General features: G+C 72.7%; 24 protein-coding genes and 1 tRNA gene. 9 read left to right on the top strand and 16 right to left on the bottom strand.

From position 1 onward, the window contains the following. The first annotated feature begins 3 nt into the window (after positions 1-3). The 5 genes from ACWCQ1_RS33455 to ACWCQ1_RS33435 are packed head-to-tail and all read left to right on the top strand — an operon-like array spanning position 4 to position 4589. Positions 4-774 carry an enoyl-CoA hydratase/isomerase family protein gene (locus ACWCQ1_RS33455; RefSeq protein WP_358597113.1) on the top strand — a complete coding sequence of 257 codons (771 nt, stop codon included), beginning with the start codon at positions 4-6 and terminating at the stop codon, positions 772-774. A 27-nt stretch (positions 775-801) separates the two neighbouring features. After that, positions 802-1956 (top strand): CaiB/BaiF CoA transferase family protein, encoded by a 1155-nt coding sequence (locus ACWCQ1_RS33450; RefSeq protein ID WP_358597110.1) that lies wholly within the window; start codon positions 802-804, stop codon positions 1954-1956. 34 nt (positions 1957-1990) lie between these two features. Further along, entirely contained in the window at positions 1991-2902 is a 912-nt protein-coding gene (locus ACWCQ1_RS33445) for an SDR family NAD(P)-dependent oxidoreductase (protein ID WP_358597107.1), read from the top strand. Further along, positions 2899-3417 (top strand): DoxX family protein, encoded by a 519-nt coding sequence (locus ACWCQ1_RS33440; protein WP_451028072.1) that lies wholly within the window; start codon positions 2899-2901, stop codon positions 3415-3417. The genes ACWCQ1_RS33445 and ACWCQ1_RS33440 overlap by 4 nt, the downstream gene beginning before the upstream one ends. A gap of 14 nt (positions 3418-3431) precedes the next feature. Then, positions 3432-4589: an acyl-CoA dehydrogenase family protein gene (locus tag ACWCQ1_RS33435; RefSeq protein ID WP_451028071.1), complete on the top strand. Its 1158-nt coding sequence runs from the start codon at positions 3432-3434 to the stop codon at positions 4587-4589. A 388-nt stretch (positions 4590-4977) separates the two neighbouring features. On the opposite strand, the gene ACWCQ1_RS33430 is transcribed toward ACWCQ1_RS33435, so the two are convergent. The 8 genes from ACWCQ1_RS33430 to ACWCQ1_RS33395 form a co-directional block, all read right to left on the bottom strand. Continuing rightward, the gene (locus ACWCQ1_RS33430; RefSeq protein WP_451028070.1) at positions 4978-5415 is read right to left on the bottom strand and encodes a glutaredoxin domain-containing protein; all 438 of its coding nucleotides are present in this window, start codon (positions 5413-5415) and stop codon (positions 4978-4980) included. 81 nt (positions 5416-5496) lie between these two features. After that, positions 5497-6612, bottom strand: coding sequence for an acyl-CoA dehydrogenase family protein (locus tag ACWCQ1_RS33425; RefSeq protein WP_358597095.1), 1116 nt, complete (start codon positions 6610-6612; stop codon positions 5497-5499). Continuing rightward, positions 6609-7832, bottom strand: a complete 1224-nt coding sequence (locus tag ACWCQ1_RS33420) for an acyl-CoA dehydrogenase family protein (RefSeq protein WP_358597092.1) — start codon at positions 7830-7832, stop codon at positions 6609-6611. Before ACWCQ1_RS33420 ends, ACWCQ1_RS33425 begins: the two co-directional genes overlap by 4 nt. A gap of 16 nt (positions 7833-7848) precedes the next feature. After that, positions 7849-8997 carry a thiolase family protein gene (locus ACWCQ1_RS33415; protein ID WP_451028069.1) on the bottom strand — a complete coding sequence of 383 codons (1149 nt, stop codon included), beginning with the start codon at positions 8995-8997 and terminating at the stop codon, positions 7849-7851. Beyond that, a complete protein-coding gene (locus ACWCQ1_RS33410; protein WP_358597086.1) occupies positions 8994-9437 on the bottom strand; it encodes a Zn-ribbon domain-containing OB-fold protein in 444 nt (147 codons plus the stop codon). Before ACWCQ1_RS33410 ends, ACWCQ1_RS33415 begins: the two co-directional genes overlap by 4 nt. 1 nt (position 9438) lies before the next feature. Beyond that, complete coding sequence (locus ACWCQ1_RS33405) at positions 9439-10350, bottom strand: SDR family oxidoreductase (protein ID WP_451028068.1); 912 nt, start codon at positions 10348-10350, stop codon at positions 9439-9441. Positions 10351-10364: 14 nt separating this feature from the next. Then, positions 10365-11084: a hypothetical protein gene (locus ACWCQ1_RS33400; protein WP_133048130.1), complete on the bottom strand. Its 720-nt coding sequence runs from the start codon at positions 11082-11084 to the stop codon at positions 10365-10367. Continuing rightward, positions 11084-12406, bottom strand: coding sequence for a phenylacetate--CoA ligase family protein (locus ACWCQ1_RS33395; protein WP_451028067.1), 1323 nt, complete (start codon positions 12404-12406; stop codon positions 11084-11086). Before ACWCQ1_RS33395 ends, ACWCQ1_RS33400 begins: the two co-directional genes overlap by 1 nt. A gap of 158 nt (positions 12407-12564) precedes the next feature. Here ACWCQ1_RS33395 and ACWCQ1_RS33390 point away from each other — a divergent pair, with 158 nt between their 5' ends. Genes ACWCQ1_RS33390 through ACWCQ1_RS33375 form a run of 4 tightly spaced genes read left to right on the top strand, consistent with a single transcriptional unit; the run spans position 12565 to position 17596 of the window. After that, positions 12565-13644, top strand: coding sequence for an amidohydrolase family protein (locus ACWCQ1_RS33390; protein ID WP_358597078.1), 1080 nt, complete (start codon positions 12565-12567; stop codon positions 13642-13644). A gap of 23 nt (positions 13645-13667) precedes the next feature. Further along, positions 13668-16097, top strand: a complete 2430-nt coding sequence (locus tag ACWCQ1_RS33385; protein WP_451028066.1) for a bifunctional acetate--CoA ligase family protein/GNAT family N-acetyltransferase — start codon at positions 13668-13670, stop codon at positions 16095-16097. Further along, complete coding sequence (locus tag ACWCQ1_RS33380; RefSeq protein ID WP_358597072.1) at positions 16094-17068, top strand: LLM class flavin-dependent oxidoreductase; 975 nt, start codon at positions 16094-16096, stop codon at positions 17066-17068. The genes ACWCQ1_RS33385 and ACWCQ1_RS33380 overlap by 4 nt, the downstream gene beginning before the upstream one ends. Before the next feature lie 12 nt (positions 17069-17080). After that, on the top strand, positions 17081-17596 hold the full coding sequence (locus ACWCQ1_RS33375; protein ID WP_358597069.1) for a PaaI family thioesterase: 516 nt from the start codon (positions 17081-17083) through the stop codon (positions 17594-17596). Here the strand turns inward: ACWCQ1_RS33375 and ACWCQ1_RS33370 are convergent. The 8 genes from ACWCQ1_RS33370 to tdh form a co-directional block, all read right to left on the bottom strand. Beyond that, positions 17590-18741 carry an acyl-CoA dehydrogenase family protein gene (locus ACWCQ1_RS33370; protein ID WP_358597066.1) on the bottom strand — a complete coding sequence of 384 codons (1152 nt, stop codon included), beginning with the start codon at positions 18739-18741 and terminating at the stop codon, positions 17590-17592. The two genes, ACWCQ1_RS33375 and ACWCQ1_RS33370, sit on opposite strands and share 7 nt — an antisense overlap. Before the next feature lie 149 nt (positions 18742-18890). Continuing rightward, a tRNA-Pro gene (locus ACWCQ1_RS33365) sits at positions 18891-18964 on the bottom strand. Positions 18965-19051: 87 nt separating this feature from the next. After that, entirely contained in the window at positions 19052-19411 is a 360-nt protein-coding gene (locus ACWCQ1_RS33360; RefSeq protein WP_358597063.1) for an MmcQ/YjbR family DNA-binding protein, read from the bottom strand. A 46-nt stretch (positions 19412-19457) separates the two neighbouring features. Continuing rightward, positions 19458-19994, bottom strand: coding sequence for an N-acetyltransferase family protein (locus ACWCQ1_RS33355; RefSeq protein ID WP_451028065.1), 537 nt, complete (start codon positions 19992-19994; stop codon positions 19458-19460). After that, the gene (locus ACWCQ1_RS33350) at positions 19991-20572 is read right to left on the bottom strand and encodes a helix-turn-helix domain-containing protein (protein WP_358597057.1); all 582 of its coding nucleotides are present in this window, start codon (positions 20570-20572) and stop codon (positions 19991-19993) included. Before ACWCQ1_RS33350 ends, ACWCQ1_RS33355 begins: the two co-directional genes overlap by 4 nt. A 46-nt stretch (positions 20573-20618) precedes the next feature. Further along, on the bottom strand, positions 20619-21548 hold the full coding sequence (locus ACWCQ1_RS33345) for a LysR family transcriptional regulator (RefSeq protein ID WP_358597054.1): 930 nt from the start codon (positions 21546-21548) through the stop codon (positions 20619-20621). Between the two features lie 41 nt (positions 21549-21589). Next, positions 21590-22783: a glycine C-acetyltransferase gene (locus ACWCQ1_RS33340; RefSeq protein WP_133048149.1), complete on the bottom strand. Its 1194-nt coding sequence runs from the start codon at positions 22781-22783 to the stop codon at positions 21590-21592. Positions 22784-22850: 67 nt separating this feature from the next. Beyond that, complete coding sequence (gene tdh, locus ACWCQ1_RS33335; RefSeq protein WP_358597051.1) at positions 22851-23879, bottom strand: L-threonine 3-dehydrogenase; 1029 nt, start codon at positions 23877-23879, stop codon at positions 22851-22853. Positions 23880-24005: the final 126 nt, after the last annotated feature.

Raw genomic sequence — 24005 nt, 5'->3', positions numbered from 1 at the left:
GCCGTGCTGCGTGTCGAACTACGCGACCACATCGCCGTGTTGACGCTGGACCGGCCCAAGCGGCTCAACGCCGTCGGCTCCGAGACGGCGGACCGGCTCACCCGCGCACTCGAGGGGATACGCGGCAACGACGACGTGCGCGCCCTCGTCGTGACCGGGGCGGGCCGCGCCTTCTCGGCCGGTGCCGACCTCGGCGAGATCGAGTCCTTCACCTCCCCCGGGCAGTTCCGGGCCTTCGTGGGGCGGTTGACGGAGGCGTTCGCGCTTCTGGAGGACTTCCCCAAGCCGTCGGTCGCGGCCGTTCACGGGTTCGCGTTCGGCGGCGGTCTGGAGCTGGCGCTCGCCTGCGACCTGCGGGTGGCCGAGCGCGGGACGCGTCTGGGGCTGCCCGAGATGAAGCTGGGCGTGCTGCCGGGCGCGGGCGGCACCCAGCGGCTCCCGCGTCTGCTGCCGGCGGCGGTCGCCAAGCAGATGATCCTCACCGGGGAACCGATCGACGCGGAGCGCGCCTGGCAGCTGGGCCTGGTCAACGAGCTGGCCGAACCCGGCGGGGCGCTCGCCGCCGCCGAGAAGCTGGCCGGTGGTCTGACGGCCGGGGCACCGCTCGCGCTCGCCGCGGGCAAGCGGCTGATCGACCAGGGGCTCGCCATGAGCCTCGAGACGGCGATCGCCTACGAGCGGGAGACCGTCTCGGTGCTGTTCTGCACCGAGGACCGCATCGAGGGACTCAAGGCCTTCCGCGAGCGCCGGCCCGGCGCGTTCCGCGGCGTGTAGGCCTACCGACACACCTGGAGGTGGGCCGTGCGGCCACTGGAAGGCATTTCCGTCGTCGAGCTCGGCATGTGGGTGGCCGCACCGGCCGCCGCCACCATGCTGGCCGACTGGGGCGCCGACGTGATCAAGGTGGAGGCACCCACCGGCGACCCCAACCGCTACACGCTGCGCCACGTCGGCCAGGACATCGACAGCGCGCCTCCGTTCGAGACCGACAACCGCGGCAAGCGCGGCATCGTTCTCGACCTGCGCTCCGAGGACGGCAAAGAGGTCCTGGAGCGGTTGCTGGAACGCGCCGACGTCTTCGTCACCAACCTCCGGCCCGGTGCCCTGGAGCGGCTGGGGCTGGACCCGGAGGAGTTGCGGGAGCGCCATCCCCGCCTGGTCGTCGGCACGCTGACGGGCTACGGCTGGGCGGGCGCCGAGCGCGACCGGGCCGGTTACGACGTCTCCGCCTTCTGGGCCCGGCCGGGCATCGCCGCCATGCTCAACCCGGCCGGCGAGCCGCCGCCCGGCATCCGCCCCGGCCTCGGCGACCGTACGGCCGCCGCCAACCTGGTCGCCGGGGTGCTGGCCGCGCTGCTGCGCCGCGAACGCACCGGCGAGGGCGGCGTGGTGGACGTGTCGCTGCTGCGGTCCGGGACGTACGCGAACGGCAACGACCTCGCCCTGCAGAACTTCTTCGGCAGGCGCGGACGCACCCACCCCCGCACCGAGCACGAGTCGCCGCTCTACAACTGCTACCGGGCCGCCGACGACCGCTGGTTCTGGCTGGTCGGTCTGGAGGGCGGCCGGCACTGGCCCGGTGTGGTCAAGGCGCTCGGCCGGGAGGACCTGTCGGACGACGAACGGTTCGCCACCGGCAAGGCCCGGCGGGGCCACGTACGGGAGCTGATCGCCGTGTTCGACGAGGAGTTCGCCAGGCGGCCGCTCAAGGAGTGGGCGGAGCGGTTCGACGCCGAGGGCGTGTGGTGGGCGCCCGTGCAGACCCTCGCCGAGGTGTCCGCCGATCCGCAGGCGGAGGCCGTGGGGGCGTTCGTCGAGCAGCCCGGCATGGGCGACGCGCCGCCCCTGCGCACGGTGGCGACCCCGGTGCGCTTCTGGGGCGTGGACGAGAAGCCGCGCACCGGCGCGCCGACGCTCGGCGAGCACACCGACGACGTACTGCGCGAACTCGACTGACCCGACACATCAGCTCTTCTTCTGGAGGTACGGCGTGGGCATCCTCGACGACAAGGTCGCCATCGTGACCGGCGGTGGCCGGGGGCTGGGCCGGGCGCACTGCCTGGCGCTCGCCGAGGCCGGTGCGACCGTGGTGGTCAACGACCTCGGCTCGGGCGTGCACGGCGAGCGGACCGGGGACTCCCCCGCCGACGACGTGGTCGCGGAGATCACCAAGCTGGGCGGCCGGGCGGTCGCCAACCACGCCTCGGTCACCGACTGGGCGGCCACCGAGGCGATGGTGGCGGACACGGTCGCGGAGTTCGGCCGGCTGGACGTCGTCGTCAACAACGCGGGCATCGTGCGCGACCGGATGCTGTTCTCGATGACCGAGGCCGAGTTCGACTCGGTGATCGCGGTGCATCTGAAGGGCACCTTCGCCCTCACCCGGCACGCGTGCGCGTACTGGCGCGAGGCGTCCAAGCGGGGTGAGCACGTCACCGGCCGGGTCATCAACACCACGTCCGGGACAGGACTGTTCGGCAACCAGGGGCAGTCCAACTACGGTGCCGCGAAGGCCGGGATAGCCGGGCTGACCGTCCTCACGGCCCTGGAGATGCGCAAGTACGGCGTCACCGCGAACGCCATCTCACCCATCGCGGCCACCCGCATGACGGACGGGCTCGAGGTCGGCGCCTCCCTCGCGGCCACCGACGGCTTCGACCCGCGCGATCCCGCCAACGCCTCCGGGGTCGTCGTCTACCTCGCCTCCGACAGCGCGGCCTGGCTGACCGGCCAGGTCCTGCGCATCGAGGGCAACCGGCTGAACCGGCTGACGGGCTGGACCGTCGCCGCGGTCCACCCCAGCCGGTCGGGACAGGCCCTCACGTACGACGAACTCGTGGACGCCGTACCGCAGTTGTACGGTGTCGCACCCGCGGGCCGGGCCACCGGGGCGGGCCAGTGACAGGCCACGACGCTGCCGCGCTCGTACTCCGGGCCACCCTCGGCCCCATGCTCTTCGCCCACGGCTGGAACAAGGTCGCGGGGCCGGGCGGGCTGGAGGGCACGACGGGCTGGTTCGAGGCGCTCGGTCTCCGGCCGGCCGCCGTGCACGCCCGGATGGCGGCCGGGACCGAGATGGCGGCGGGCGTGGGCATCGCCCTCGGCGCGGCGGGTCCCCTGCCCGCGGCGGCGGCCGTCGGACTGATGACCGTGGCGGCCCGGACCGACCACCGCGGCAAGGGCTTCTTCGTCTTCAAGGGCGGCTGGGAGTACGTCGGCGTGGTGGGCGGCGCGGCCGTCGCCCTGGCGGCACTCGGCCACGGCCGGTACTCCCTCGACGGGCTGCTGCGCCGCGAACGGGCGGGCGCTGGAGCGGCGTTGCTCGCCGCCGGACTCGGCACGGCGAGCGCGGCGGCCCTGCTCGCCGCCTGCTACCGGCCGAAGCCGGTAGCGGACGAGACACCAACGGATCACTAGACAAGGGAGTCGACATGGACGCGGCTGACTTCAGCGCGGTGCTGTCCGAGGTCCGGCGTTTCGTCCGGGAACGCGTCGTGCCGCTCGAGGCGGAGATCGACGAGAAGGACGAGATGCCCGCGGACATCCGCGAGGCGGCGAAGAAGATGGGGCTGTTCGGCTTCGCGCTGCCCGAGGAGTACGGCGGGCTGGGTCTGTCGATGCACGAAGAGGCCCGGCTGATGTTCGAACTGGGCTACACCACACCGTCGTTGCGCTCCATGTTCGGGACGAACAACGGTATCGCCGGGCACGTCCTGATGGTCGGCGGCACGGAGGAACAGAAGGCCGAGTGGCTGCCGCGGATCGCCTCCGGCGACGTCCTGGCGTCCTTCGCGCTCACCGAACCCGAGGCCGGGTCGGACCCGTCGACGCTGACCACCCGCGCGCATCTCGACGGAGACACCTGGGTGATCAACGGCGCCAAGCGGTACATCACCAACGCCCCGCTCGCCGACGTCTTCATGGTCTTCGCCCGCACCGACCCCGACGCACCGCGCACCCGGGGCATCTCCACGTTCCTCGTCCCCGCCGGCACGCCGGGTCTGACGGTGGCCGCCCGGGACCACAAGATGGGCCAGTTCGGGGCCTGGACGGCGGACGTGTACTTCGACGACGTACGTGTCCCGGACTCCGCGCTGGTCGGCGGTGAGGCGGGGCTCAACCGGGGCTTCTCCACGGCCATGGGCTGCATCGCGCACGGCCGCGTCCACATCTCGGCGCTGATGGTCGGCATGGCGGAGCGGCTGGTCGACGAGTCGGTCGCGTACGCGAGCACCCGCAGGCAGTCCGGACAGCTCATCGGCTCCTTCCAACTGGTCCAGGGCCTCATCGCCGACTCGCAGACCGACTACTACGCCGGCCGGGCCACGGTCCTGGAGGCGGCCACCGCCTTCGACGCGGGGACCGACACCAAGATCGGCCCGTCCTGCGCGAAGTACTTCGCCAGCGAGATGGTCTGGCGGGTCGCCGACCGCGCGGTGCAGATCCACGGCGGCGCGGGCTACATGCGCGGCGTCGCCGTCGAGCGCTTCTACCGCGACGCCCGCCTGTTCCGCATCTACGAGGGCACCAGCCAGATCCAGCAGGTCATCATCGCGAAGGCCCTGCTGGGCGAGGCGGCACGCGGCTGAGTCGGCGCCGGCGGCCGCGCGGTCCCGGGCCGGCGGTCACTCGACACGCGGCTGCCCGGACCTGCGGCCTGGCGGCCACCCGGACGCGAGGCTTGCACCGGCCCTGCGGCCTCGCGGGCACGCGGCCGCCCAGCCACGCGGCCGAACCGGACCTGCGATCACGCGGGCACCGGGCACCCGGCATCGCAGTCACCCGACACGCGGCTGAACCGGACAGGCGGCCACTCGGGCACCGGGCACGCGGAACGCGGCATTGCGGTCACCCGACACACGGCAGAACTGGCCCTGCGGCCTCGCGGGCACGCGGGCACGCGGGCGGCCAGCCACGCGGTCCCCCGGCCACCCGGCTGAACTGGACGTGCGGGCACGCGGGCAGCCGGCCTCCCCGTCACGCGGAGCGGGCGAGTTGGTCGCGTACCCACGTGGGGTCGGGGTTGGTGTGGGGGCGGCCGGCCACGACGACGGTTGGCACGGTCTCGTTGCCGTCGTTGGCCGCCCGCACCGCCGCCGCGCCCTCGGGGTCGCGCCAGATGTCGACCCAGTGCGCCCGGCGGGCCACGCGGCCGAGCCGCATGCGCAGCCGGAGGCAGTACGCACAGCCCGGCCGCCAGTAGACGACCGGGCGGCCGTCGGCCGCGCTGCGGCGCAGCGCCTCCGCGGCGTCGATCGACCTGGGGAAGACGAGGGGCGAGTTGAGTCCTGCGAGCAGGACGAACATCAGGAAGAGGACCACGGCGGTGCCGGGGTCCTGGTCGAGGAGCAGCCCGGCCGCGAGGCCTGTGCCGCAGAACAGGAACAGGACCGGCGGGAGCCAGACGCGCGTCATGGGAACGAAGGCTATGCGACGGGGCGTCGAGAAGGCCCCGGGGACGTCCGATGCCCCGGAGCCCTCTCGGCGGCTCGGTCGTCAGATGCCGAGCCGGTCCAGGAGGCGTTCGTGGTAGATCGCCGGCCCGCCGAAGAGCAGTTGGGAGGACTTCGCCCGGCGGAAGTACAGATGCGCCGGGTGTTCCCAGGTGAAGCCGATGCCGCCGTGGACCTGGATGTTCTCCATGGCGGCGACCATGTAGGCCTTCGAGCAGCTCGCGTGGGCGACCGCCGAGGCCACGGGGAAGTCGGCGGAGCCCTCGGCGGCCAGCAGCGCGGCCTCCCGCGACGCGGCCTCGGCCAGTTCGACCTGGACGAGCATGTCCGCGCACTTGTGCTTGACCGCCTGGAAGGAGCCGATCGGCCGGCCGAACTGGTGCCGGGTGCGGGCGTACTCCGCGCTCATCTCCAGGCACCGCCGCGCCCCGCCCGCCTGCTCGGCGGCCAGCCCCACCGACGCCACGTCCAGGACCCGGGCCATGACACGCCCGCCCGCCCCGTCCGTGCCCACGAGCACCGCGGGCACGGCGTCGAACGTCAGCCGGGCCATGGCCCTGGTGGCGTCCAGGGTGGTGAGCGGCTCCGCGGACAGACCCGTCGCCGACCGGTCGACCGCGAACAGGGACGGACCGGCGACCGTGCGGGCGACGACCAGGACCAGGTCCGCCGTGGTGCCGTCGATCACGAAGCACTTGCGGCCGGTCAGCCGCCATCCGCCGTCCTCGTCGGGCCGGGCGCGCACGGTGATCAGGGCGGGGTCCCAGGAGCCGTCGTCCTCGGCGACGGCGAGGGTGGCCGTGGTGCGGCCCGCGGCGATGCCCGGCAGATGGCGTGCGCAGGCGTCCCGGTCGCCGGAGGCCACCAGCGCCTGGGCGGCCAGCAGGACGGTGGAGAAGAAGGGCGCGCAGAACAGGGCGCGGCCCATCTCCTCGAGGACCACGCCGAGTTCGACGAGGCCGAAGCCGTCGCCGCCGTACTCCTCGGGGATGGCCAGCCCCGGCAGCCGTAGCTGGTCGGACGCCTGCGCCCACACCTCGGGGTCGAAGCGCGGCTCGCTGTCCATGAGCTTGCGCACGGCCTCCTCCGCTGACTTGGCCTCCATGAACTCCCTGACGGAGGACCGGAGTTCCTTCAGCTCGCTGTCGTCGGCGATCATGCGCGTGCCTCCTTCGGCAGGCCGAGGACACGTTCCGCGAGGATGTTCTTCATGATCTCCTCGGTGCCGCCGAGGATGCGCAAGGCCGGGGTGGCCAGCAGGAGTTCGGCCCAGGAGTACGTCCCCCAGCGGCCGGTGTCGGCGATGATGCGCGGGCCGAGGCACTCGGACACGAAGTGGGCGGCGCGGGTGAGGTTCTGACCGTACATCAGCTTGGCGACGGACCTCTCGGGGCCGGGTGCGGTACCCGCTCGCAGGGTGCGCTGGGCGCGGGTGTTGAGGTAGCGGGTGGCCATGGCGTCGACGAGCAGTTCGGCGAGGCGTGCGCGCAGGGCGCGGTCGTCCCAGGTCCAGGTCGCGCGCATGAGCGCCGAGAGGTGGTCCGGGGACAGGGCGGCGGCCACCGGGCCCGCGCCCTCGCTGCCGACGGTGTCACGCTCGTTCATCAGGGTGGTCAGGGCGACCGTCCAGCCGCCGTCGACCTCGCCGAGACGGTGGTCGTCGGGGATGCGGACGTCGGTGAGGAAGACCTCGTTGAAGTCGGCGCCGCCGGTCATCTGCCGCAGGGGCCGCACCTCGACGCCCGGGGCGTCCATGGGGACGAGGAAGGCGGTGATGCCGCGGTGCTTGGGAGCGCCGGGGTTGGTCCGGGTCAGCGCGAGGCCGATCTGGCTGTGGTGGGCGACCGAGGTCCACACCTTCTGCCCGTTCAGCACCCACTCCTCGCCCTCGCGGACGGCCCGGGTCGCCACGCTCGCCAGGTCGGATCCGGCGCCGGGCTCGCTGAACAGCTGGCAGGCGATGGCGTCCCCGCGGTACATCGCGGGCAACCAGCGTTCCTTGATGTGCGGTTGGGCATGGGCGAGGATCGTCGGCCCGATCATGCCGAGTCCGACCACGCCGAGCACACCGGTGTCCGGGACGTCGTACTCGGACTCGACGGACGCGTAGAGCAGTTCGTGGACGGGGGTCAGGCCCCGGCCGCCGTACTCGGGCGGGCCGGTGATCCAGCCGAAGCCGTTCTCGTGGCGGACGCGCTGCCAGGCGCGGGCCCGCCGCACCTGTTCCGCCTCCTCCTCGGGCGGGAGGCTGCTGAAGTAGGCCATCGAGTCGTCGCCCTCGCCCCAGGCGACGGTGGCCCGGTCGGGGGCCTTCGCCGCGTGCGCGTCGAGGAAGCGGCGCGCCTCTGCGGCGAAGTCCTGCGGGTCGTCGGATGTCATCGCGTTCGCTCCGCTGTCAGGTCGACAGGATCGTCACCGCCGACGCGCCCGGCGCGCCGTACAGGTGGGTGTAGCCGACGCGGGGGGTGCCGGGGATCTGCCGGGTCCCGGCGGTGCCGCGCAGTTGGAGGACGATCTCGTGGATCTGGCGCAGTCCGGAGGCGCCGATCGGTTCCCCGTTGCCGAGCAGTCCGCCGTCGGTGTTGACCGGGATCCGGCCGCCGATCTCGGTCGCGCCCTCGGCGACGAGACGTTCCTGTTCGCCGTCCTTGCACAGACCGTTCTCGGCCATGTGGATGATCTCCGACCCGGCGTCGGTGTCCTGCAGTTGAGCGACGTCGACGTCCTCCGGGCCGATGCCCGCCAGCTCGTAGGCCGCCCGGGAGGCGTCCACGGTCGGGCTGTCGACCGGCTCACCGACCGGGAACGACGGGCTCTGCACCTCGAAGGCGCCGAGCCGGCGGCTGCGCAGGGCGGTGGAACGGACCCGTACCGGCTTACCGGTGTACTGGTGGGCCTGGTCGGCGCGGCACAGCACGAGGGCCGCGGCACCCTCGTTGGGACCGCAGTACATGAACTGGCGCAGGGGGTAGTTGAGGACCGGTGAGGCGAGAACCTCCTCCGGGGTGAGGGGAGTGCGGCGCCAGGCCTTCTCGTTCGCGGCCGCGTTGCGGAAGTTCTTCGAGGCCACGCGGGCCAGCGTCTCGTGGGAGATGCCGTGCTCGTGCATATAGCGGTTGATCTTCATGCCGAAGAAGTGCGTGGTGAGGAAGAGCCCGGTCTGCCCGTACCAGGAGGGGATGCCCGCCACGGAGGGATCGGCCGCGAAGGCGCCGCGCGGGTGCTTGTCCAGGCCGATCGCGACGGTCAGGTCGTGCTCGCCGGTCTCGATGGCCCGGGCGGCCAGCGCGAGGGCCGTGCCGGCCGTGGCGCACCCGTTGAACACCCCGCGCAGCGGGACGCCGGTCAGGCCGAGGCGGCCCACGATGGCGTCCGGGTTGGCGACCTCGTAGCTGCCGATGTAACCGCCCTGGATCTGCGGCCAGTCCACGCCGGCGTCGGCGAGCGCGAGCCGTACCGCGTCCGCCCCCATGTCGAGTGCCGGCTTGCCGGGGAAGCGGCCGAAGGGGTGGAGCCCGACTCCGATGATGACGGCCTCGGTCACGGTGTCTCCTCCTCGGCCGGGGCGAACGCGAACGTGACGACCTCGGTGCCGTCGTCCTGGGTGGTGTAGGGCACGAGCGTGAGCCGCATGGGCTGCCCGATGCGCAGCTTGCCGGGGTCGGGTTCGGTCAGGCGTGCCTCCACCAGCAGCTCGCCGGGGAGTTCGACGTACCCGACCGCGTAGGGCTCGAAGCTCTCGGGGCCGTCGTACGGCGGGGTAGGCGGCCGGAAGTTCTGGGTGGTGTACGTCCACAGCGTGCCGCGGTCGGCGAGCAGCCGGCGCTTCGACTCCGTGCTCGCGCACCGCACACAGTCCGGGGCGGCCGGGAAGCTCACCAGGCCGCAGTCCGCGCACTCGGAGCCGATGAGCCGGGGCGGGTCGTCGGGGCCGGCCGGCCAGGTGAACAGGTCCTCGGCGACCGGGGTCTGCGTCGTCGTCATCTCACGCCCCGTTCCGGTTGCCGAGCGCGTCGGCGTTGGGCGCGGCCTTGGCGACCAGGTTCGGGACGACCGAGGACAGCTCCCCCGGTGTCCAGCGGGTCTCGGCGCTCACGCCGGGGCCGTTGACCCAGCCCTCCAGCACGGTGATGCGGTTGCCGACGACGCCGAAGACCCGGCCGGTGACCTCGCGCGAGGCCGCCGAGCCCAGCCACACCACGAGCGGCGAGATGGCCTCCGGGGTGAGGTCCTGGCTCTCGGCGGCCTGCCGCATCATCTCGATGTCCTCGGTCAGCCGGGTGAGCGCGGTCGGCGCGATGGCGTTCACCGTGACGCCGTAACGGGCGAGTTCGGCGGCGGCGATGATCGTGAGGCTCGCGATGCCGGCCTTGGCCGAGCCGTAGTTGGACTGTCCGGGGTTGCCGAAGATGCCGGACGGGGAGGTCGTGTTGATCACCCGGGCGTCGTTGGCGTGACCGGCCTTGGCACGCTCGCGCCAGTACGCGGCCGCGTAGTGCAGGGTGGCGAAGCTGCCCTTGAGATGGACGGCGAGCACGCTGTCCCAGTCCTGCTCGGTCATCGACACGATCATCCGGTCGCGCAGGATGCCGGCGTTGTTGACCAGCACGTCCAGACCGCCGTAGGTGTCCACGGCGTGCCGGACCAGGTGGCCGGCGCCGTCCCAGGTGGAGATGTCGTCGGTGTTGGCGACGGCCTCGCCGCCCGCCGCGACGATCTCGTCCACGACGGCCTGCGCGGGGCCGGCCGAGGCTCCGGCGCCGTCGCGCCCGCCGCCGAGGTCGTTGACCACGACCCTGGCCCCGTGCGCGGCGAAGGCCAGGGCATGGGCCCGGCCGATGCCGTTGCCGGCTCCGGTGACGACCACGACCCGGCCGTCGACCACTTCTTCGGACATCCTCAACTCCTCGATCAGGAAGGCCGGTCGGTCTCGGCGAGCAGCACGCGCGGGTCCTCGCTGCCGCAGCCGCACCGGCCGGAGACGACCCTGCCCGCGATGCCGAGCGGGGTCTCGGGCAGGGGCGATGTGCGCTGCTCCCCCGCGGCCACGAACAGTTCCCCGTCGCGGTCGCCCACCCGCCATTCGGCGCCGTTGACATGCGCGCCGCCGCGCTCGGGGCACTCCAGGGCGAGGGCCGGTCCGACGGGCGAGAGCAGACAGGCGGACACGCCCACCCCCCGCAGCACCGGCACGGCGGCCGGCCGGGCCAGCACGACCGGTGTCGCCCGGAACATCTCCCCGATGTCGGCGCCCCCGGCGAGGCCCTCCAGGGTCTCGGCGGACAGTCCGATCACGGCGTGCGGGCGCAGCTCGCGGTGGAAGACGGAGGCACGGCGGTGGTCCCAGCCCATCGCCTCGGCGATGCCGTACGTCACCTTCAGCGCGCGCAGGGCGCCGATCACGGCGTGGCCCCAGAAGCCCTCGAAGCCGGACGCGGTCAGCAGGGCCCGCTGTCCGGGGGCGAGGCCGTGCTCGCGCAGGCGGGCGGTGGCCCAGTCGGTGTCCCGGGCGAGTTCGGCCCGGGTCAGCTCGGTCTCCCGGGTGCCCCCGGCGGCGAAGAAGCGCACCACGTAGGCGAGTTCGGGCCGGTCGAGCTCCCTCGCCCGGGCCAGGGTGTCGGCGCGGGCCATCAGCTCTTCACCACCCGGGGGAACTTGGCGACGCTGGTCATGGTCTTCAACAGGTCCTCCTCGGGGCGCAGGTCGAGCACCGGCTTGACCCCGGTGCGTTCGCGCACGGCCTCGGTCAGCCGGCCGGACAGTGCGTCGACGTCGCCGGTGAGCGAGGGGTCGTAGCCGACGCGCAGCCGCAGTTCGTCGACCTCGCGTCTCTCGCGGACGATCTGGAAGACCCCGGCGACGGTCTCCGGCTGGTCCTCGACCGCCTGCCAGATGTCCCGCAGCACCACGGACCGTCCCCGCACCAGCGTCTCGTCCCCGCGTCGTCCGGCCACCCACATCCGGGCGTGGGTACGGCCGCAGCCGCAGGTGTCGCCGGACAGCCGGACCAGGTCCTCGCTGCGGTAACGGATCAGCGGGGCGGCCCGGTTGTCGAGGTCGGTGGCGACCAGTTCGCCGAGCTCGCCCTCGGGGACGTCACGCCAGCCGTCCTCGGTCACCTCGACGCACTCCGCGAAGACGGTGTCCTCCCAGAGGTGGAAACCGTCGTGCTCTCGGCACTCCCAGGCGGTGCCGGTGTCGGCGGCGCTGGTGTACTCGTAGACGTCGATGCCCCAGTCGTTGCGGATGCGCTCGCGCATCCTCCGGCTCAGCGGCTGTCCGGCGCAGGAGGCGCCCTTGAGGGAGGAGAAGGCCTCCTTCAGGTCCGTCTTCTCCGCCAGGTGCTCCAGCTCCACCATCTGCGGATACATCATCTGCAGATAGGCCGGCCGGTAGGTGCGCAGCGCCTCGACGACCTCGTGCATCTTCCCCATCCAGGTGTCCACCTCGATCACCACGGCGCCGAGCGCCTGGTAGCCGGGGTCCATGAGGTTGCGGAAGGTGCCGGGCGGACTCAGCACCCGGTCGCCGGGGCGGAGGCCGAGTTCCCACAGGTCCCGCACCTGGGCGGTGACCAGCGGCGGGGCGTCCTGCCAGATCTCGGCGAAGAACTCCGGGTCGCCGGTGGTGCCCGAGCTGGAGGAGACCGAGGTCAGCTCCTCGGGCGGCACGCACAGCAGGCCGCCGAAGGGGTCGCCGGTGCGGGCCCGGTAGGCGCGCACCATGTCCTTGGTGATGAACGGGACGCGTGCCCGGAAGTCCTCGAGGGACGTGACGTCCCGCGGGTGGACCCCGTGCTCGTCCCACAGCTCGCGGTAGAAGGCCGAGCCCGCGTAGGCGTACTCGACGAGCTCCAGGACGCGTTCCTCCTGCCGTGCCCGCAGTTCCTCGCGGGGCATGGTCTCCACCTGGGGCTCGAAGTACCTGTCAGGGGTGTCCCTGTCACCGGCCATGGCGCCTCCTCGCGGCTCAGTGCCCAGATCTTGCAGCTATTAGCGTAATCAGTCAACTATTTCGACGGATTCAACCCGAACGTCTGCGCCGCCTTCCCTTCGGCGCCCCATACACCTAAAATCGCTAACTGATTACATCCATTGTGCCGAGGAGTGTCATGACGAAGATCTGGGTCAACTCCGGGGACTCCCATGTGATGGAACCCGCCGACGTGTGGACCGAGCGGCTGCCCGCGCGACTCGGCGCCCGGGCCCCGCGCAGCGAGCGCGGGGAGAAGTACGAGATGCTCTACATCGACGGCGAGCGCATCGACCGCCAGCTCGGCGACTTCATGGACGCCATGCGCCCGCCGGGCGCCTGGGACCTGAAGGTCCGGCTGAAGGACCTCGACCAGGAGGGCGTCTGGTCCCAACTGGCCTTCCCCTCCATGGGCTTCTGGCTCGTGTCGATCACCGACCGGGAGCTGGCCCGGGAGACCGTGCGCGCCTGGAACGACTGGGCGTACGACGAGATCCTCAGCAAGAACAAGCGCGTGATCACCACCGCCTGTGTCTCGACGGCGGACATCGGCGACGCGGTCACCGAGCTGGAGCGGGCGGCCGAGATGGGCTTCAAGGCCGTCTTCCTGCCCTGCTCGACCCGGGAGGGCGAGGAGTACGCCCTCGACCGCTGGGAACCGCTGTGGACCGCGGCCGAGCGGGCGGGCATGGTGCTCGGCTTCCACATCGGCACCGGCGGCCAGAACGTCGTCTTCCGCGGGCCCGGCGGCGCGGTCGTCAACTACATGGAGACGACCTACCCGGGCATGCGGGTGGTCTCCCACCTGGTCGCGGGCGGCGCCCTCGACCGGCACCCGGACCTGAAGATCCTCATCGCGGAGGGCGGCGCGGGCTGGGTGCCGGCCATCGGCGACCGCATGGACGAGGCCTACCGCCAGCACGGCATGTTCGTCCGGCCGAAGCTGAGCCGACTGCCCAGCGAGATCATCCGGCAGCAGGTGTACGCGTCCTTCCAGCACGACAAGAGCTCGGTGGAGATCGTCGAGTCGACCGGCTACCGCAACGTGATGTGGGGCGACGACTACCCCCACCTGGAGGGCACCTACGGCCACACCCAGTCCACGCTGCACGACCTGTTCGACGGCGTGCCGGACGACGTCCGCGACCGTGTCACCCGCGGCACCTTCAACGAGCTCTTCGGCCTGCCGGACCCGACCCCCCAGGAGGCGGCCGTCTGAGCGGCGCCGGCGACGGGACACCGGTGAGCACTCCCCCGTACCCCTCGTACCCGGACGACCTGGAGCGGCCCGGGCTGGTCAGGACCGGGCGGTCGACCTTCGTGAGGCCCATCCGGCCCGAGGACTCCGACCGTCTGGTCGCCTTCGTGGGCGGCCTCTCCCGGGCGACCCTGGCCTACCGCTCCCTGGGCCCGGTGGTCCGCGCCCGCGACGACGTCATCCGGCGCGGCGCCCAGGTGGACTACCTCAACGAACTGGCGCTCGTCGCCCTGGCCGGCGACGAGATCGCCGGCCTGGTCCGCTATGTCCGCGACCCGGCCGAACCGGAGCACGCCGAGGTCACGTTCACCATCCGGGACGACCACCAGAGCGAGGGGTTCGGCCGGCTGCTCCTGGAGCACATCGCGGCCGCCGCGCGCGCCCGCGGCATCCGGGTGCTGGAGGCCGACGTCCTCGCCGACAACACCCGGATGATCAACGTCTTCCTCGGCTCCGGCTACCGGGTGGAGGCCGGACCGCCCGGCCAGATCATCCACTTCGAGATCGCCGTCGACCCGCAGGCCCAGGCCCTCGCACGCGCCGAACGCCGCGAACACACAGCCGTACGACGCTCCCTGCGGCCCCTGCTCGAACCACGCTCGGTCGCCGTGATCGGCGCCAACCGCCGCCCCCTGACGATCGGCCACGAGATCGTGGCCAACCTGCTGCGGGGCGGCTTCGACGGCGGCGTCTTCCCCGTCAACCCGCGGGCGGAGCGGATCGCCGGGGTGCGCGCCTACCCCGGCGTGCGGGACCTTCCCGAGCCGCCGGACCTGGCGCTGGTGGCCGTACGCGCCGAGGCCGTGCCCGAGGCCGTACGGGAATGTGCCGCGGCCGGGGTCAGGGCGGTGGTCGTCGTCTCGACCGGCTTCGGGGAGACCGGGACCGAGGGACGCTCCGCCGAGCTGGAACTGGCCCGCTTCGCCCGCGCGTCCGGGATGCGCCTGGTGGGCCCCAACTGCATGGGCGTGCTCAACACGACGCCCGCAGCGCGGCTGGCCGCGACCTTCTCGCCCGCCCTGCCTGCGCCCGGCCGGGTGGCGATGTCCAGCCAGTCCGGGCCGCTGGGACTCGCGGTCCTCGACCACGCCCGGCGGCTACGGCTCGGCTTCTCCGGCTTCGTGTCGGTGGGCCACGCCGTGGACGTCTCCACCGACGAACTGCTCCAGTGGTGGGAGGAGGACCCGGCGACCTCGGTGATCCTGCTGCACGTGGAGACGTTCGGCGATCCGCGCCGGTTCGCCCGCGTCGCCCGCCGGGTCGCCCCGCGCAAGCCGATCGTCGCCGTCCACCCGGGCCCCGCCGACTCGGTGGCGAGTTCGCTGTTCGCCCAGTCCGGGGTGATCCGCACCAGCAGTCTGCAGGAGCTGTTCGACGTCGCCCTGCTGCTCGCCCACCAGCCTCCGCCGCCCGGCGACCGGGTCGCGGTGATCACCAACGCGGGCGGCCCCGCGGCCCTGACGGTCGGGGCGTGCACGGCGAACGGTCTGCGCGTGCCCGCGCTCGGTGAGCGCACCCGGCACACGCTCCGCGCCTCCCTCGCGCCCCACGCCGAGGTAGCCAACCCGATCGACCTGACCCCCATGGCCACCGCCGCGCACTACCGGCGGGCGCTGGAGGCGGCCCTGGCGGACGACGGCGTCGACGCGGCGGTCGTCCTGTTCATGCCGCCGCTCGCGGACAAACCCGACGAGGTGGCGGCCGCCATCCTCGACGCGGCCGCGACCGCCCCGGACAAGCCGGTGGTGACGAGCTTCCTGGGCGGCGCGGGGGTCGCCGACCTGCTCCACCGGGACGAACTCGTCGTGCCCACCTACACCTTCCCCGAGGCGGCGGCCGCCTCGCTCGGGCACGCGGCGGCCTACCAGGCCTGGCGCAGCACCCCCGCGGGCGTCGTCCCGGACCTCGCGGGAGTCGACGCCGAGCGCGCCCGGTCACTCGTCGCCCCCTGCGCCCCCGGCCCGGTCGCGGACGCGGTCGCCGTGGAGTTGCTGGCCGCTTACGGGATCGCCGTACGGGACGTACCACCGGGCCCGGGGCCGGACGCGTTCCTCTCCGTCGGCGCGGACCCGGTCTTCGGGCCGGTGGTCTCCTTCGGTCTCACCGGGGACTACGCCGACCTCATGGCGGACGTGGCGCACCGCGTCACCCCGCTCAGCGACCGCGACGCCCGGGAGATGGTCCGCTCGCTGCGCGCGGCCCCGCTGCTGGACGGCCGGGCGGGCGGGCCCGGGGTGGACCTCGCGGCACTGGAGGAGACCGTCCTGCGGGTCTCGGCGATGGTCGACGACCTCCCCCGCATCGAGGCCCTGGAACTGCGTCCGGTACGGCTGCTGCCGCCCGGGCACGGGGTCGCCGTCACGCACGCGGCGATCCGACTCGCGGACGACACCCCAGGAGGCGGTCCGGCGTGAAGGTGGGCATCTACTTCGACCTGCGCAACCCGCCGCCCTGGCGGCAGAGCTGGTCCCGGGTCTACGGGTTCGCCCTGGAGATGTGCGAGGAGGCGGACCGGCTGGGCCTGGACTCGGTGTGGTTCTCCGAGCACCACGGCTTCGAGGACGGGTATCTCCCCCAGCCGCTCACCATGGCGGCGGCGGCCGCGGCCCGTACCCGCCGCGTGCGGCTGGGCACCGCGGTCGTCCCGGCGCCCCTGCACGCGGCCCCCGAGCTCGCCGAGCAGGCGGCGGTCGTGGACATCATCAGCGACGGCCGCCTGGACCTCGGCCTGGGCACCGGCTACCGGGTGCCCGAGTACCGGCTGTTCGGCGCCGACCTCGCCAGGCGCTACACCACGACCGACCAGCGGGTGCGGGAGATCCGCGGCCTGTGGGCCGAGTCCCTGGTCACCCCGGGTCCCGTCCAGGACCCGCTGCCGATCTGGCTCGGCTACCAGGGCCCCCAGGGCGCCCGGCGGGCCGGCCGGCTCGGCACGGGGCTGCTGTCCCTGAACCCCGCCCTGCTGGCGCCGTACCGGGAGGGCCTCGCCGAGAGCGGGTACGACGCCTCGGCGGCCCGGATGCAGGGTTCGTTCACCACGTTCGTCACCGAGGACCCCGAGGGGGACTGGCCGGTGGTGCGCAGACACCTGTCATACCAGTGGGACAGCTACCGCCGGTACATGGTGGAGGGGACGGACCGGCCCGTGCCGCGCCCCATCGACCCGGAGAAGTGGCGGGAGAGCGGGCTGAGTGCGAGCGGCGTCGGACAGTTCCTGTACGGCACCCCGCAGGAGACCGCCGAGGCGGTCACGGCGTACGTGGCAGGGTTGCCGGTGGAAGGGGTGTTCCTGTGGGCCTCGCTGGCCGGGATGCCCGAGGAGATGGTGGCCCGCCAGGTCCAGCTCATCGCCGGGAAGCTGCGTCCGCTGCTCGCGGATGTGTGACAGGAGGAACGGATGGCGAACACGACGGGGAGCTGGGCGGGCGCGGACTTCCAGGAGCCGCCCCGCAGCCCCGGCGGAGTGGCGCTGTGCGGAGCCTGCCGGAGTTCCGGTTCCTGCCGGCTCGGCGTGCGGCGGGAGCGTCTCGACGACCACGGTGTGGCGTGGTTCGAACTGGCCTGTCCGCGCGACCAGGAGGGCGGCCCCGATGTGGCGCACGGCGGCTGGACGGCGGCCGTGCTGGACGACTGCCTCGGGCATCTCCCGTTGCTGCACCGGGTGTTGAGCGTGACGGCGGAACTGACGGTGAGCTTCGTCAAGCCCGTGCCGGTGCAGCGGCCGCTGGAGGTCAGGGCCTGGGTGGACCGGCGCGAGGGCTCACGCTGGTACATCAAAGGCGAGATGGTCCTGCTGCCGGCCCGGGCCGTGCTGGCCCGGGCCTCCGGGATCTGGGTGACCCGGGACCGGGGCCATTTCGCCCGGCACGAGGAGTGGCTGGCCGGGCAGGACGCGGCCGGGGGCGGTCAGTAGGACCGCAGCCCCATGCTGCGGGCGATCCCGTTGCGCTGGATCTGGCTGGTCCCCCCGGAGATCGTGGCGACGATCGACTCGCGATAGCGGAAGCTCATCACGCTCTCGGTGGAGAAGCCGTGCCCCGCGCAGACCTGCATGCCGAGGCGGGCGGCCGCCACATAGGTCTCCGAACCCTTCAGCTTCGCCATCGAGCCCTCGCGGGTGCACGGCTTGCCCTGGGCGAGCAGCCAGGCGGCCCGGTAGGCGAGCAGCCGGGCCGAGTCGATCTCGGTCTGCAGGTCGGCCATGGCGTGGGCGAGGGACTGGAAGGTGCCGATGGGGCGGCCGAAGGCGTGGCGGGTGCGGGCGTAGTCGAGCATCTCGTCCAGGGTGGACTGGGCGGCCCCCAGATAGCCGCCGGTGATGATCACCTTCTCCAGTTCGATGTTGGAGAGCATCACCTTCCAGCCGTCGTCGCGCGGGCCGACGAGGTTCTCCTTCGGGACGCGGACGTCGTTGAAGAAGACCTCGTTGGTGCCGAGGATGTGCCGGGCGAGCGTGGGGGTGCGGCGGACCTCGACGCCCTGCGTCGCCGGGTCGACGAGCAGCAGGCTGATGCCGCCGTGCTTCGGCTCGCGGGGACCGGTGCGCACGTAGGTGGCGATGGTGGTGTCCGGCAGTCCGGCGCCCGTGCACCACGCCTTCTGCCCGCGCACCAGGAAGTGCTCACCCCGGTCCTCGGCGGTGGTGCGCAGCGCGGCCGCGTCGGAGCCGCTGTCGGGCTCGCTGAGGCCGACAGCGAGCCGGTGGCGGCCGGTCATGACCTGCTCGCGGATGAACTCGCGCTGCGCCTCGCTGCCCCACCGGAAGACCGTGATCCCGGGGATGAGCACGCCGATGTAGCACATGGCCACGTCGAAGCTGGCCCGTCCCAGTTCCTCGGCGATCAGCACGAGCTCCAGCGGCCCGCCGCCGTCGCCGCCCTCCTCCTCGCTGAACGGGAGGGCGAACCACCCCATCTCGGCCATCCCGCGGAACAGCTCGGGCGGTACGGCCCCCTCCTCGTCCCACCGCTTGGCCCGTTCGGCCGGGCACACGTCGGCGACGAACTGCCGTGCCGTCGCGCGCAACAGGTCCTGCTCGTCGGTCAGCCCGAAGTCCACGGCCACTCCTCGCCACCCAGTCGCTCATTTATCTATCTAATTATTCTATGTTAGCGGATAGGGGGGCGGGTGAGCCGGTCCGAGGAGTCTTTTAGGGAAAACGCAACCAGCGGGTCTGCCATAGTCGGCAAACCCGCTGGTGAACACCGTCGGGACGACAGGATTTGAACCTGCGACCCCTTGACCCCCAGTCAAGTGCGCTACCAAGCTGCGCCACGTCCCGGTGTCTGTCTGACCTGGGGTTTCCCCTGGCCGGACGCGTTAGGAAACCATACCGCACTCGGGCCGCTGATCGCGCACGGCTTTTGTCTCAGTCGCCGGCCGGCAGCCCCAGCTCGGGGTAGGCCTCCAGCAGCCGGGTCGGGGCCGCCTGGCGCCAGGAGTCGGCGAGGATGTCCCGCAGCTCCCCCTCGTCCTCCAGCGCGGCGAGGCGGACCCGCACCCAGGCGAACTGCGCCTCGTGATCGGCGATCCAGAACTTCTCCGGCTCCGCCAGCACCAGCTCGTCGCGCTCCTCCTTGGGGCAGCGCACGGCGATGGACGTCTCGTCCTCGGGCAGCGTGGCGAACATCTTCCCCGCGACCCGGAACGTGGGCATGCTCCAGGCGACCTTCTCCGCCGTGTCCGGCAGGGCAAGGGCGATACGGCGTACGTCTTCGGCATCCTGCATGCCCCGCACGGTAGCGGCTGCCACTGACAACCACCTGGTGAGGACGTCAATCGTCGGCTTCTCCGGGACCCGCGAGCCGCTTGTAGTAGATCGACGTCGGCCGCAGGACGCCGTCAGGGGTGGCCGCGTAGTCCGGTATCGCGCCGACGCGGGTCCACCCGGCCGTGTCGTAGAGCCGCTCGGCGAGGCTGTCGGTCTCGGTGTCGAGGTGCAGCATGGTGACGCCCTCCGCGGCCGCCGCGGACTCGGCGGTGGTCAGAAGCGTGCGGCCGAGGCCTCGTCCGCGGGCGTCCCGGTGCACCATCAGCTTGACCAGTTCGGCGCGGTGCCGGCTGTTGGGCTTGTCCGGGAAGGCCAGGCTGACGGTGCCGAGCGTGCGCCCGCCGTCCCGCGCCGCCCACACCGCGAGCCGCCCGGCCGCCACGCCGGCCACCCGCTCCTTCCACCAGGCGAGGGCCTGCGCGCGGTCCAGCGGCGCGAGGAAGCCGATCGACGCTCCGCCGTCGACGGTGTCGACCAGCAGGTCGGCCAACTCCTCCACGCGCGCGTGCAGTTCGGTCACGTCCAGTCGCTCCACCCTCACGGCAGCACCACCGCCAGCACGTACCGGACCTCCTCGGAACCGGCGCACCTGAACCGCGTCGGACCCCACACCCGCAGCCGCAGACAGTCCCCGGTGCCGAGCCGGTGTTCCACGTCCTGTGCCGTCACCTCCAGCGCCCCCTCAAGGACCCAGATGTGCTGTTCGAGACCGGCCACCGGCGGCCGGTCGTAGGCGATGTCGGCGCCCGCCGCGAGCCGCCCCTCGACGAGCTCGCCGCGCAGCCCGGCGTGCGGCGGTGACACCGAGCGCCGTACGAAACCGGAGGCGCGGTCCTCCCACACCGGCTGCTCGGCGGCCGGCACCAGCAGCGCGGGCTCCGCCTCGACCTCACTGAGCAGCCGGGACATGGTCCGGCCGTAGACATGACACAGGCGGTTCAGGAGCGCGGCGGTCGGGCTGATCTCCGCCCGTTCGGCCCGCGACAGCGTCGACCTGCTGATCCCGCTCCGCTCCGCCAACTCCCCCAGCGACCAGCCCCGTTCCGCCCGCAGCTCGGCGAGCCGCGTGGCGAGCCGGGTGTCCACCGGGTCCGGGGCGACCTCTTCGATGCCTCTCATATCCGGGACGCTATCCCGGATATGAGACACGCGGGTTACGGAAGCCTCACCGCTTCGCCGTCACTCGCGGGGCGTCCGGCTCTGCCGCCTCCCCCAGCGCGTCCAGCACCGGTCGGATCAGCGGATGCTCCTCGGCGCCCCGGCGCACCGCCGCGAAGACCCGCCGGGTCGGCGCGACCCCGTCGACGGGACGGACGACCACTCCGGCCAGGTCCATGCCCTGCAGCGCCGACCTAGGTACGAGCGCCACTCCGGCGTCGGCCGCGGCGAGGGCGACAACGGCGCGGAAGTCGTCCGAGGAGTGCTCCAGGCGGGGCTGGAAGCCGGCCGTCTCGCAGGCGAGGACCACCACGTCATGGCAGGGGTTGCCGGGGTAGGGGCCGATCCAGGGGTCCTTGGCCAGGTCGGCCAGCGGGATCTCGGCGGCCTCGGCCAGACGGTGACCGACCGGCACCACCGCGTCGAAGGGCTCCGCGTACAGCGGGACGTGCGCGAGGCGCGGGTCGTCGGCCGGCGGGGCCCCGCGGTACTCGACGGCGACGGCGACGTCCACCTGGCGGTCCAGGACCATCGGGAGGCTGGCGTCCCCCTCGGCGTCCTGGACGCGCAGGCGGATGCCGGGCGCCGTGACGGCGAGGCGGGCCACCGCCGGGGCCACGACCTGGGCGATGCCGGTCGCGAAGGAGGCGACGGTGACCGTGCCGGCGGCGCCCGAGCCGTACGCGGCGAGCTCGGCCTCCGCGCGCTCCAGCTGGGCGAGCACGGCGTTGGTGTGGCTGAGCAGGATCTCACCGGCCGGGGTGAGCCGCACGCCCTTGGCGCCGCGCTCGACCAGGCGGTGGCCGGTCTCCTGCTCCAGGGCGGTGAGCTGCTGGGAGACCGCGGAGGGGGTCAGATACAGCGCGGCGGCAGCCGCCGTCACCGTGCGGTGGTCGGCCACCGCACGGAGGATGTGGAGCCGCCGCGCTTCGATCATGGGATCGATTATCGCAATATGTCCCGGACGGTCGGGCCGGGTCAGCCCTCCAGCTCGGCCCGGGCCGCCACGAAGGCGTCCACGGCGCGGTTCACGTCGTCCGTCGAGTGCGCGGCGGACAGCTGGACGCGGATGCGGGCCTTGCCCTGCGGCACCACCGGGTAGGAGAAGCCGATCACGTACACGCCCCGCTCCAGCAGCAGCTCCGCCAGCCGGGCGGCCTTCGCCGCGTCACCGATCATCACGGGCGCGATCGGGTGGTCGCCGGGGAGGATCTCGAAGCCCTCCTCGGTCATACGGCGGCGGAAGAGCGCGGTGTTCTCGGTGAGGTGGACGCGCAGGTCGTCCGCCGCCTCCAGCAGGTCGAGCACCTTCAGGGACGCGGCGGCGATCACCGGGGCCAGCGTGTTGGAGAAGAGGTACGGCCGGGAGCGCTGGCGCAGCAGGGCGACGATCTCGGCGCGGGCGGCCACGTAGCCGCCGGAGGCGCCGCCGAGGGCCTTGCCGAGGGTGCCGGTGACGATGTCGACGCGGTCCATGACCCCGTGCAGTTCGGGGGTGCCGCGGCCGCCGGGGCCGACGAAGCCGACGGCGTGCGAGTCGTCGACCATGACCATGGCGTCGTAGCGGTCGGCCAGGTCGCAGATCTCCCGCAGGGGTGCCACATAGCCGTCCATGGAGAAGACGCCGTCGGTGACGATCAGCTTGCGCCGCGCACCGGCCGCCTCCTTCAACTGGCGCTCCAGATCGGCCAGATCGCGGTTGGCGTAGCGGAAACGGCGGGCCTTGGACAGGCGGATGCCGTCGATGATCGAGGCGTGGTTGAGGGCGTCGGAGATCACCGCGTCCTCGGCGTCCAGCAGGGTTTCGAAGACGCCGCCGTTGGCGTCGAAGCAGGAGGAGTACAGGATCGTGTCCTCCTGGCCGAGGAACGCCGACAGCCGCGCCTCCAGCTCCTTGTGGACCTCCTGCGTGCCGCAGATGAAGCGGACGGAGGCCATGCCGTAGCCCCAGCGGTCCAGGGCCTCGTGGGCGGCGGCGATCACCTCGGGGTGGTCGGCGAGGCCCAGGTAGTTGTTGGCGCAGAAGTTGAGGACCTCGCCGGGTCGGCCGCCCGCGGTCACGTTCACGGTCGCGGACTGCGGGGTGCCGATCACCCGCTCGGGCTTGTGCAGACCGGCGGCGCGGATCTCGTCGAGGGTGACGCGCAGGTCGTCGCGCACGGAGTCGAACATCATCAGTCCCTAAAGAGGTTCAGTCCCTGAGGAGGTCGGGGGCGGTCGGGGGGCGGTCGGAGGAAACTCAGAGGGTCCAGTCCAGGATGACCTTGCCGCCGCGGCCGCTCGCCGCGTCGGCGAAGGCCGCCTCGAAGTCGCGGTGGCCGTACCGGCCCGTGATCACGGGAGCGAGGTCGAGGCCGCCCTCCAACAGCACCGACATCGCGTACCAGGTCTCGAACATCTCCCGGCCGTAGATGCCCTTGAGGGTGATCATCGAGGTGACGATCCGCGCCCAGTCGACGGGGAACTCCTCGGCGGGCAGGCCGAGCATGGCGATACGGCCGCCGTGCGTCATGTTGGCGATCATGTCCCGCAGCGCCTCGGGCCGTCCGGACATCTCCAGACCGATGTCGAAGCCCTCGCGCAGGCCGAGCTCCCGCTGTCCGTCGGCGATGGCGGCCCGCGACACGTTCAGCGCCAGGCTCACGCCGATCTTGCGGGCCAGTTCCAGCCGCTCCTCGCTGACGTCGGTGACGACGACGTTGCGGGCGCCCGCGTGCCGGGCGACGGCGGCGGCCATGAGGCCGATCGGTCCGGCGCCGGTGATCAGCACGTCCTCGCCGACCAGCGGGAAGGACAGCGCGGTGTGCACGGCGTTGCCGAACGGGTCGAAGATCGCCGCGACATCGAGGTCCACGGGCACCCGGTGGACCCACACATTGGCGGCCGGCAGGGCGACGTACTCCGCGAAGGCCCCGTCGCGGCCGACGCCGAGCCCGACCGTGGCCCGGCACAGATGGCGCCGCCCGGCGAGGCAGTTGCGGCACTTGCCGCAGACCAGGTGGCCCTCGCCGCTGACCCGGTCACCGGGCTTGATGTCCGCGACGTCGCGCCCGGTCTCCATGACCTCGCCGACGAACTCGTGGCCGACGATCAGGGGGGTGCGGATCGCCTGTCGCGCCCAGCCGTCCCAGGACCGGATGTGCAGGTCGGTGCCGCAGATGCCGGTGCGCAGCACCTTGATGAGGACGTCACCGGGTCCGACGGCGGGCTCCGGGACGTCCGCGAGCCACAGACCGGGCTCCGCCTTCTGCTTGACCAGCGCCTTCACGCCATGGCTCCTGTGCTCGGGGCCCCGGACGCGGCCGCCGAACTGGCCCCGCTGCTCGACTGGTTGCGCGCCGGCCGCCCCGCCGGTGAGCGGCTGGACTTCACCGCGGGCACGGCGCTGCCCGAC

It is taken from the genome of Streptomyces sp. NPDC002144 (assembly GCF_053593695.1).
This window is presented reverse-complemented; position numbering and strand designations above follow the sequence as displayed.